The organism is Cellulosilyticum ruminicola JCM 14822, from assembly GCF_001311925.1.
Classification (GTDB): Bacteria; Bacillota; Clostridia; order Lachnospirales; family Cellulosilyticaceae; genus Cellulosilyticum; species Cellulosilyticum ruminicola.
The window spans coordinates 22445-31204 of sequence record NZ_BBCG01000043.1; the positions used below are offsets into that span (position 1 = coordinate 22445).

Genomic DNA, 8760 nt, shown 5'->3' on the forward strand with positions numbered 1-8760 from the left:
TCTCAACTTATAAATAGACCTTAGTATAATCCCTAAAATAATTATGCCAAGGTCTATTTATCCAAATATTAAATGCTTAATCTGTCCAGTTTCTTTATTACCAAGGCATTTGTTCATGAAATATGCGATGTTATGCCCTAAAATTTTACTTTGAATCCTTGCTTTTAAGCCACTCATTGAATTGGCTAATACCTCATTGATATGGAATTGTTCTGCTAGCTGCAAGAATGTAGTTTCTATACGTCTTCGATAGTAACTGCAGCATGAAGCCTTAAACTGTAATAAGTTTCTTAGGGTATTCTGTTTTATATGCCCAATTTATATGGAATGCATTATTAAAGTTATTTTTAGCAAATACTGGGATATAGTTTTCTAATGTCTTTAAATTCCCATCATAGCTCATTCGTAAGACATATGATAAAATGACGGCAGAATCTATTTTATCATAAAGTATTTTACAGATAATATTTAGATAATCATCAACTACTGTCTTTCTTTTTTTATAATTTTTAGGGGGTTCTAATAAACGGATATCCTCTTCTGTCATCTGAACATATTTTCGTGCAGTAACTAAATTTATATGGAATTCATCTGCAATAACTTTAGTATTTCTACCTCCAAGCTCTTGCCATCTTTTATAAATATCTCTTTAGGTAATTCCATCTTAAATAAATCCTTATACGATTGATTAAATTTTGAAGTAAATGAAATCGGTCTGCCACTTGAGTACATGTAGGCAATATTTCATTAATTGCCTTAGCATAAGCACTTGCTCAATCACGTGCAACAAGAAGTACTTTGCTAGCTCCCTCATTATTAAGAAAGATTGAAACAGCTAAAATAAGAGATATGAGTTCAGTTATTCTTACCTGGGAAGCAGATGCAAATGAAAGTGTTGCCATAATTACTTTTGTTTCACAGGATTCATTGAGGCATTTATATTTATAGGCAGTAACATGAAGATAGGTTGTTTTTAAATGTATAGGCACCGCTTGTATTTTACGAACATATATAGCATGAAAAAGCTACTCGTCTCTCCACAATTTGGACAAATAGCTTTACATGATTTAGATTTAATTCTTTGTATTTCATTTATAATGTTACCTTTCGCTGATATAATATCAGTCTATCAAAACATAAAAACATAGGAAATAGCTCAACAAAAAATGGCATTCAAAAATACCACTTTTTTGTCGAGCCATCTTTAAAATACCCAAAGTTGAGTACGAACCAAATTTTTGTAGTATCTCTTTTTATTATTTATTCTTATATTCTCTTAGATACAAATCTTGCGATACGTGTTAATGCTTCTTTAAGTTCTTCAATTGAATAAGCATATGAACATCTTACAAAACCTTCACCAGATTTACCAAATGCACTACCTGGTACAACGGCAACTTTTTCTTCTTGTAATAGTACTTTACAGAACTCTTCACTTGTCATGCCTGTTTTTTGAATACTAGGGAATACATAAAATGCACCTTCTGGTTCAAAACAATCTAACCCCATTTTATAGAAACTTTCAATCATAAAACGTCTTCTCTGATCATATGACTTTCTCATTTCCCTTACATCTTCATCCCCGTTACGCATTGCTTCAACTGCTGCATATTGACTTGTTGTAGGTGCACACATAATTGCAAATTGATGCATCTTAGTCATAAGCCCAATAAGTGGTTCAGGTCCTAATGCATATCCTAAACGCCACCCTGTCATAGCATAAGTTTTAGAGAATCCACTAAGTACAATTGTTCTTTCATACATTCCTGGAATACTTGCAATAGAAACATGCTTTTTACCATAAGTAAGTTCGGCATAAATTTCATCAGAGATTACAATGATATTTTTTTCTCTAAGAACATCTGCTATTTTTTCTAGGTCTTCTTGTTCCATAATTGCCCCAGTTGGGTTGTTAGGATAAGGAAGAATCAGTGCTTTTGTCTTTGGTGTTATGTACTGATTAAGTTCTTCCGGTGTTAATTTAAATTTATTTTCTGCTTTAGTTGGAATAGCCACTGGTGTTGCTCCTGTGAAAATAACACATGGTGCATAAGCTACATAACAAGGCTCTGGAATAAGTACTTCATCACCAAGCTCAAGTAATATACGAAGGGCAAGGTCAATTCCTTCACTTCCTCCTACTGTTACTAAAGTTTGTTTTGCTGGGCTATATGTAAGATCAAATCTTCTCTTCATATAAGCACAGATTTCTTTTCTAAGATCAAGTAGACCTGCATTAGCCGTATAAATAGTTTTCCCTTTTTCTAATGTATAAATTGCTTCTTCTCGAATATGCCAAGGTGTATCAAAATCAGGTTCCCCTACACCTAATGAAATAGCATCTCCCATCTCATTAGCAATATCAAAAAATTTTCTAATTCCAGAAGGTGGTACATATTGAATTCTCTTTACCATTAGTTCTTCATAATTTATCATGGTGACACAATCATCCTTTCATCTTTTTTTACATTTTCAAAAACAACACCATAATCTTTATATTTTTTAAGTACAAAATGTGTTGATGTACTTAATACAGCTTCAAGTGGTGCAAGTTTTTGACCTACAAATAATGCAACTTGTTTCATTGTTTTACCTTCAATAATGACAGTAAAATCAAATCCACCAGACATTAAATATACAGCTTTTACTTCTTTAAATTTGTAAATACGTTCTGCCACCTTATCAAAGCCCTCACCACGTTGTGGTGTTACTTTTACTTCAATAAGAGCTGTTACCACGTCATTTTCTTCTAAATGATCCCAGTTAATTAACGTATTATACCCACAAATTACTTGTGCATCTTCTAACTCCCCAATGGCGGCTCGTACATCTTCAGTTTCTAGCCCAAGCATAACGGCTATCTCTTCCGCAGTATATTTACTGTTTTTTTCTAAGACTTCTAAAATTTGCTTTTTCATAGTAACATCTCCTCCTGACTGATATAAAATATATTATAATAACTTTCCTAATAATATACCACTAAAAAATGATTTTTTTCTACATTTAATTCATATTTTATTCACATTAATAGCAGATTATTACTATGCCTTGAAATTATTTCCACAAAAATAGAAGGCTATATCCACTAAATCCTGCTATTGTTATAACCTTCTACTAAATATTTGAATCTTATATAAAATCATTTTATTTAAATGGTTTACTCTTTGGATTCGAACATAAAGCAACTAGATAACCAAATACAATGGCCGCTGTAATTCCTGGCGCTGTGGCTTTTATCCCACCTGCGAAAGCGCCCATTAACCCGCTTCCACCAACTTCTTCCATACCACCTTTAGCTAAGGCATAACCAAAGCCCGAAATAGGTACCGTCGCCCCTGCTCCTGCAAAATCAACAATCGATTGATAAACACCTATAGCTTGTAAAAAAGCCCCTGCCAGTAAAAATATAATCATAATCTGACCTGTTGTTAATTTTGTACGATCTAAAATTACTTGACCTATAACACAAATCAATCCACCTACCACAAAACACTTTACATATTCTATAAATAGTTCCATACTCTCCTCCTGTTACATCTCAATACATACTGCATGCGCAATTCCTGGAATTGTATTACCTTGCTGGCTACTCCCCGGACTCATTAGGGCTCCTGTTGGCACAAGCAATATTTTTTTTAGCTTATGCTTTAACATTTGTTTATATATATAACCAGCAAATACAGAAGCACTACATCCACAGCCACTGCCTCCTGCGTCGGTTTCTTGTCTTTTATCATCAAAAATCATCTTCCCACAATCATTTAGAATCGGGCTAAGATTTACACCTGACTTTCGAGCCAGTTCATTAGCAATAGCTACTCCCCAGTTTCCTAAGTCTCCAGTAAAAATAGCATCAAAATCACTAGGCTTCTGATTGGTATCTTCTAAATGGGTTAAAATGGTATCCACAGCCGCTGGCGCCATAGCTGCTCCCATATTAAAAGTATCCGTAATGCCAAGGTCAACGATTTTTCCTGTAGTAATAGCCGTTATTTTAGGGCCTTCTCCATTTCTTGAAAGTAATACAAATCCGCTTCCCGTTACGGTCCAATGTTGTGCCACAGTGCGTTGTCCTGCATATTCTAGTGGAAACCTAAATTGCTTCTCTGCTGCACAATAATGACTGCTGGTTCCTGCAATGACTAAATCTGCCATGCCACCTGCAATCAACATACTAGCTAGACTCATAGATTCACCCATAGTAGAACATGCTCCATAAAGCCCAAAAAAGGGAATATTAAAATCTTTTAATCCAAAGGTACTGGCTACAACTTGATTTTGCAAATCTCCTGCAAATATATATTGAATATCACTAGGCAATTTACATGCCCGATCTAATAATCCTTGTACCGTTTGCTGTATCATATGTGCTTCTGCTTTTTCCCATGAATCTTGTCCCAAAAGTTCATCCGGTAATTTATTATCAAAATATTCTCCAAGTGGACCTTGCTGTTCTTTAGGGCCTGCGCTTGAATACGCATTAATAATAACCGGTGGCGTTTTATATACAACTGTTTGCTTTCCTATATGTCCCATTGTTTATCTCCTATTTCACAAAGTAATATATAATCCCAATTACAACACTAGCTATAGTGCCATAAATGATAACAGGTCCTGCAATTGTAAAAAGCTTGGCACCCATACCATAAATAAAACCTTCTTTTTTATATTCCATGGCAGACGCTACCATAGAGTTGGCAAATCCAGTAATGGGAATAAGGCTCCTGCACCACCAACCTTTCCAAGGTTATCATATACATTAAAAGCCGTTAAAAGGGCACTAATGAGTATAAGTGTAATCGTACTTAATGTACTTGATTCTTCAAAAGAAAGTCCAAAGTACATATAAACGTTAATAAAAGTTTGACCAATAATACAAATAATTCCACCCATAAAAAAGCGCTTATAGAATTTTTCCATACATTATTTTTCGGTGTATTCTGGTCTACAATATTCTGATACTCGCTTTTAAATTGATTCATATTTGCCATAATGCTTTATGCTCCTTTAATCAATAAGTTCTAAAAATATAGGATATAAGTAATAATATAATGCCCCTACAAGTTTACCTGCCGCAAAAGCATATACAATAAGTGCTATACCTTTTTTCAATTTAACACGCCGATTCATAATTGGCATAACATCTAAAACTTCTGCAAGTGCAATAATCAGTACCCCCGCAAAATTTCCTGCTGCAAATCCAAAAACAGTAAGAAAAAATGCAGGTATTTTGATTTCTATAGGCCACATAGATAAAACCGCACCTATTATTCCTCCTGCTGCAATAGCATTTTCATAAAAAATTGCATAATGCTCTGTTTTGGTACGATAACTCATAAGCGGTACAATACCAATAACACTAATAAACGCGACAACCCCACCTGCTAGCATACCACCCGCCCCAAGCCCAATTAATATTCTAGGCAAGATAGTAAATGTTTCCCGCATTAAGGTTCACCTCTCCTTTTGTCCGTTAAATTAGCAATTTCTGTATCCTCTGCATCTCTTTCATACATGGCAATCTCTATTTGCATAGGACTTGGATCTTCTGTAATTTTCTTTCTACCTAAATGATTGAAGAAATAAATAACACCAGTAGCAATACCTATGGCATAAGGCACAGTAATAATATTAGGCTGCTTAACTTCTTTACCAGTAAAGATTCGGTTAATAATAATAAAGGTTTCTCCTAAAGAAGTATCCGTATTATAAGTCATAATCGCAACTAATGCCCCTGCAAAAACAATAATGGCTACACCAATAACCTTGCACCATTCTAAAACCGCATTAGGCTTTGTTTTCTCTGGATGGTACTCGATAACCACATCCGAGTCACCTACACTTTGTACATCCGCATTAGGATATTGACTCCAAATCTTATTAATAATATCTATAATAGTCAGTACAAATTTACCTTTATGCTCTGTATCCGGAATACTATAAATCTGCATATCCTCTACTTTCTTCCTCACTATAGGCGGTGCTGCTATATCTGCTATTTCACCTATTTTTACTTTTTTTGATTTTCAATAATCGTACGTTCATAAGCTCTTACATAAACCGTACACTTTTGCATATCCATAGTGATTTCCCCCTTCTACAAATACACCATTTTTATACTCAGCCTTATGACTGTTTCCCAAATACATATAAGTTAAACAACCACTAATGAGCACAAGCCCAATTAACGTAATAATAAATGCTTTCTTTTTCATCATCTTACCTCCAAAAAAACATTGCATAACTTATTGATAGTTTTACCTTTTATATCTGAATTATTCCTACGAATCACATCGTTTATTTTCCACTCTTACATTACTCCTCTCCCCTATGCATTTAAGCATCACATTATAAATATACAACTGATAATACACTTATCATTTTGAAATAAAAGCAAAAAATAATGACTAACTGCAAAATAGTTAGTCATTATTTTTATTTTAAATATTATTATCTTGATTATAGAAACCAACTTTTTTGCGCTCAATCATTTCATCAATACGGTTAATATAATCTTCTAAGCTTTTTACATTGGCTACACGTTCAATGCGGGCAAGGTCACTATATACAAACTTTGTAATAGCCCCTGCACCTAAAGCATAATGCTTTGTTTTTCTTCCATAATCTCAATGTTATAAACACATTCTGTACCTGGTTTTGCATAGCCTACATTTTCGAAATTACCAAGCATATTTTTTTGACGGTACATATAATATGGTTCAAGCCCTAATTGTACCATCTTTTCTTCACATAGATTTAACATCTGCTGAATAACTTCACCTTGTGTTAAAATCACATTACCTTCACTTTCGCGAAGTTCTTCACGAAGTCTTGAAGCACGTTTAATGGCCATTGTATGCACTGTAATGTTTTCTGGTCCTAATTTACCAAGCTCTTCTAAAGTATAAGCTACATCCTCTACTGTCTCTCCTGGAAGTCCTAAAATCATATCCATATTGATTTCAGTATGTCCAAGTTCTCTTGCTTCATTAAATACACGTTTAATATCTTCTGCACTATGGGCTCTACCAATAACATCTAATGTTTTTTGACGCATACTTTGTGGATTAATAGAAATACGGCTTACACCTTGTTCTTTCATAATACGCAACTTATCTTTTGTAATAGTATCTGGGCGTCCCGCTTCTATCGTATATTCTTCTATTTGAGAAAGATCAAAGCTAGCTGCTACATGTTTTAAAAGACATTCAAGCTGCTGTTCATTTAAGCTTGTCGGAGTTCCTCCACCAATATATAAACTACGGATTGTCGCATCTTTTTTCATTTGGGCTACTGCTGTGATTTCTTTGCAAAGTGCTTCTAAATAAGCATCTACTAAGTTACCTTTTACTTTTAAAGAATACGCTGTAAATGAGCAGTATACGCAGCGCGTTGGGCAAAATGGAATACCTATATATAAACTAACTTCTTCAGGTTTATTTTTAGCTAAGATTTCACGTTCTGCCTTAGCCACTTTAATCATCATGTCACATTTGCCAGAAGTTACAAAATATTCCTCTTGCATATATCTTGCGATTTCTTCATCGCTACGGTTATGTTTAAACTGTTCATGAACAAGCTTCGTTGGTCTAATACCTGTTAAGCTTCCCCATGGCATTTCTTTGCCTGTTGCAAGATTTAATACTTTATAAACCGCTTTTTTGAGGCCTTGTTTCATTATCTTTTTGTTTTTAAGCTCATCTTCAGTTACTGTTACTGTAAACGCAGCTCTAAAAATCTCTTTATCACCTTCAAATAAAATAGCTGTCGCTACTGGTGAATCAAATATTGCTTCTAATTTATAATCTTTATTTGTATAGGGTTCAAATAAATTAATGACATTGGTAATTTCATATTCAGCCAAATGTCCCACACATTTTAATTCAATCACTTTTCCACTCTCTTCTTTTGTTGTTTTAATTTGTAAAATTTTTACAAATCCATATTAAAATAAGGATTTGTTGCCTTTTCTTTCCCTACAGTTGTTGGCTCACCATGTCCTGGACATAAAACTGTTTCATCTGGTAATATAAAGATTTTTTCACGAATGCCTTGTAATAATAATGCCCCATTTCCACCTGGGAAGTCACTTCTACCTACTGATCCTTCAAAAATAATATCCCCTACAAAAGCTACATTTTCTTTGGATGAATAAAATGCCACACCATCTAAAGTATGCCCAGGTACATGAATTACTGTAAGTTTCATTTCTGGATTAGCCGCTAATGTGATTTCATCCCCTTCATTTACATACTCATCTGCTTTTAATGTAAAAGCACCTTGGAATGAAAATGAAAGATTTAAACTAGCATCTTCAAGATATTTTTTTCCTTCAGTGTGAATCACAACTGGTACATTTAAAGCTTCTCTTAAATAACTTACCGCACCAATATGATCAAAATGTCCATGTGTAATAAGGATTTTTTCAATTACAAATCCTTCTTGCTGAATATATTTTAAAATACGTTTCCCTTCATCACCTGGATCCACAATAAATCCATGTTTTGTTGTTTCATCTATAAAGAAGTATGTATGCTCTTGTATCATACCTACTGTCATATTTACAATCATAGTTAACCTCCGTTATCTTGTCTTATCACATTATTATACTATGTGCCTTCTATTTTTACCATAAAAATAGCTTTTTATTATTCTGATACATCATTTACTACATTCTATTATGACTTGCCCTAATATTTATTATTTTATATAAATTTTATCTATTATTTTTCCACAAAAAATAATTATAATAATAATATA

Annotated in this window: 9 protein-coding genes and 3 pseudogenes; all 12 read right to left on the bottom strand. The window is 33.7% G+C overall.

Annotated features, from left to right (window positions below; genetic code table 11):
* Window positions 1-57 precede the first annotated feature (57 nt).
* Window positions 58-258, bottom strand: a pseudogene (locus tag JCM14822_RS25400) (IS982 family transposase); the annotation flags it as partial.
* Window positions 259-271: 13 nt separating this feature from the next.
* Complete coding sequence (locus JCM14822_RS13065) at window positions 272-547, bottom strand: hypothetical protein (RefSeq protein WP_054742825.1); 276 nt, start codon at window positions 545-547, stop codon at window positions 272-274.
* 719 nt (window positions 548-1266) lie between these two features.
* The gene (locus JCM14822_RS13070) at window positions 1267-2436 is read right to left on the bottom strand and encodes an aminotransferase class I/II-fold pyridoxal phosphate-dependent enzyme (protein WP_083461444.1); all 1170 of its coding nucleotides are present in this window, start codon (window positions 2434-2436) and stop codon (window positions 1267-1269) included.
* Complete coding sequence (locus JCM14822_RS13075; protein WP_054742826.1) at window positions 2433-2918, bottom strand: Lrp/AsnC family transcriptional regulator; 486 nt, start codon at window positions 2916-2918, stop codon at window positions 2433-2435. Before JCM14822_RS13075 ends, JCM14822_RS13070 begins: the two co-directional genes overlap by 4 nt.
* Before the next feature lie 226 nt (window positions 2919-3144).
* Window positions 3145-3519 (bottom strand): stage V sporulation protein AE, encoded by a 375-nt coding sequence (spoVAE, locus tag JCM14822_RS13080; RefSeq protein ID WP_054742827.1) that lies wholly within the window; start codon window positions 3517-3519, stop codon window positions 3145-3147.
* A gap of 12 nt (window positions 3520-3531) precedes the next feature.
* The gene (spoVAD, locus tag JCM14822_RS13085; RefSeq protein ID WP_054742828.1) at window positions 3532-4536 is read right to left on the bottom strand and encodes a stage V sporulation protein AD; all 1005 of its coding nucleotides are present in this window, start codon (window positions 4534-4536) and stop codon (window positions 3532-3534) included.
* A 10-nt stretch (window positions 4537-4546) separates the two neighbouring features.
* Window positions 4547-4920: pseudogene (locus JCM14822_RS25090) on the bottom strand (SpoVA/SpoVAEb family sporulation membrane protein).
* An 87-nt stretch (window positions 4921-5007) separates the two neighbouring features.
* Window positions 5008-5448: a stage V sporulation protein AB gene (locus JCM14822_RS13095; protein WP_054742829.1), complete on the bottom strand. Its 441-nt coding sequence runs from the start codon at window positions 5446-5448 to the stop codon at window positions 5008-5010.
* Window positions 5448-6011: pseudogene (locus tag JCM14822_RS13100) on the bottom strand (stage V sporulation protein AA); the annotation flags it as partial. The pseudogene JCM14822_RS13100 and the gene JCM14822_RS13095, both read right to left, overlap by 1 nt.
* 30 nt (window positions 6012-6041) lie before the next feature.
* A complete protein-coding gene (locus JCM14822_RS20400; protein WP_157047758.1) occupies window positions 6042-6215 on the bottom strand; it encodes a hypothetical protein in 174 nt (57 codons plus the stop codon).
* Between the two features lie 377 nt (window positions 6216-6592).
* Complete coding sequence (gene hemZ, locus JCM14822_RS13105) at window positions 6593-7891, bottom strand: coproporphyrinogen dehydrogenase HemZ (protein ID WP_054742831.1); 1299 nt, start codon at window positions 7889-7891, stop codon at window positions 6593-6595.
* A gap of 41 nt (window positions 7892-7932) precedes the next feature.
* On the bottom strand, window positions 7933-8571 hold the full coding sequence (locus JCM14822_RS13110; RefSeq protein WP_054742832.1) for an MBL fold metallo-hydrolase: 639 nt from the start codon (window positions 8569-8571) through the stop codon (window positions 7933-7935).
* Window positions 8572-8760 lie beyond the last annotated feature (189 nt).

Excerpts from the sequence above, each read along its gene's own strand:
- JCM14822_RS13065 (WP_054742825.1), bottom strand. The coding sequence starts at position 547 with ATGACAGAAGAGGATATCCGTTTATTAGAACCCCCTAAAAATTATAAA.
- JCM14822_RS13070 (WP_083461444.1), bottom strand. The coding sequence starts at position 2,436 with ATGATAAATTATGAAGAACTAATGGTAAAGAGAATTCAATATGTACCA.
- JCM14822_RS13075 (WP_054742826.1), bottom strand. The coding sequence starts at position 2,918 with ATGAAAAAGCAAATTTTAGAAGTCTTAGAAAAAAACAGTAAATATACT.
- spoVAE (WP_054742827.1), bottom strand. The coding sequence starts at position 3,519 with ATGGAACTATTTATAGAATATGTAAAGTGTTTTGTGGTAGGTGGATTG.
- spoVAD (WP_054742828.1), bottom strand. The coding sequence starts at position 4,536 with ATGGGACATATAGGAAAGCAAACAGTTGTATATAAAACGCCACCGGTT.
- JCM14822_RS13095 (WP_054742829.1), bottom strand. The coding sequence starts at position 5,448 with ATGCGGGAAACATTTACTATCTTGCCTAGAATATTAATTGGGCTTGGG.
- JCM14822_RS20400 (WP_157047758.1), bottom strand. The coding sequence starts at position 6,215 with ATGAAAAAGAAAGCATTTATTATTACGTTAATTGGGCTTGTGCTCATT.
- JCM14822_RS13110 (WP_054742832.1), bottom strand. The coding sequence starts at position 8,571 with ATGATTGTAAATATGACAGTAGGTATGATACAAGAGCATACATACTTC.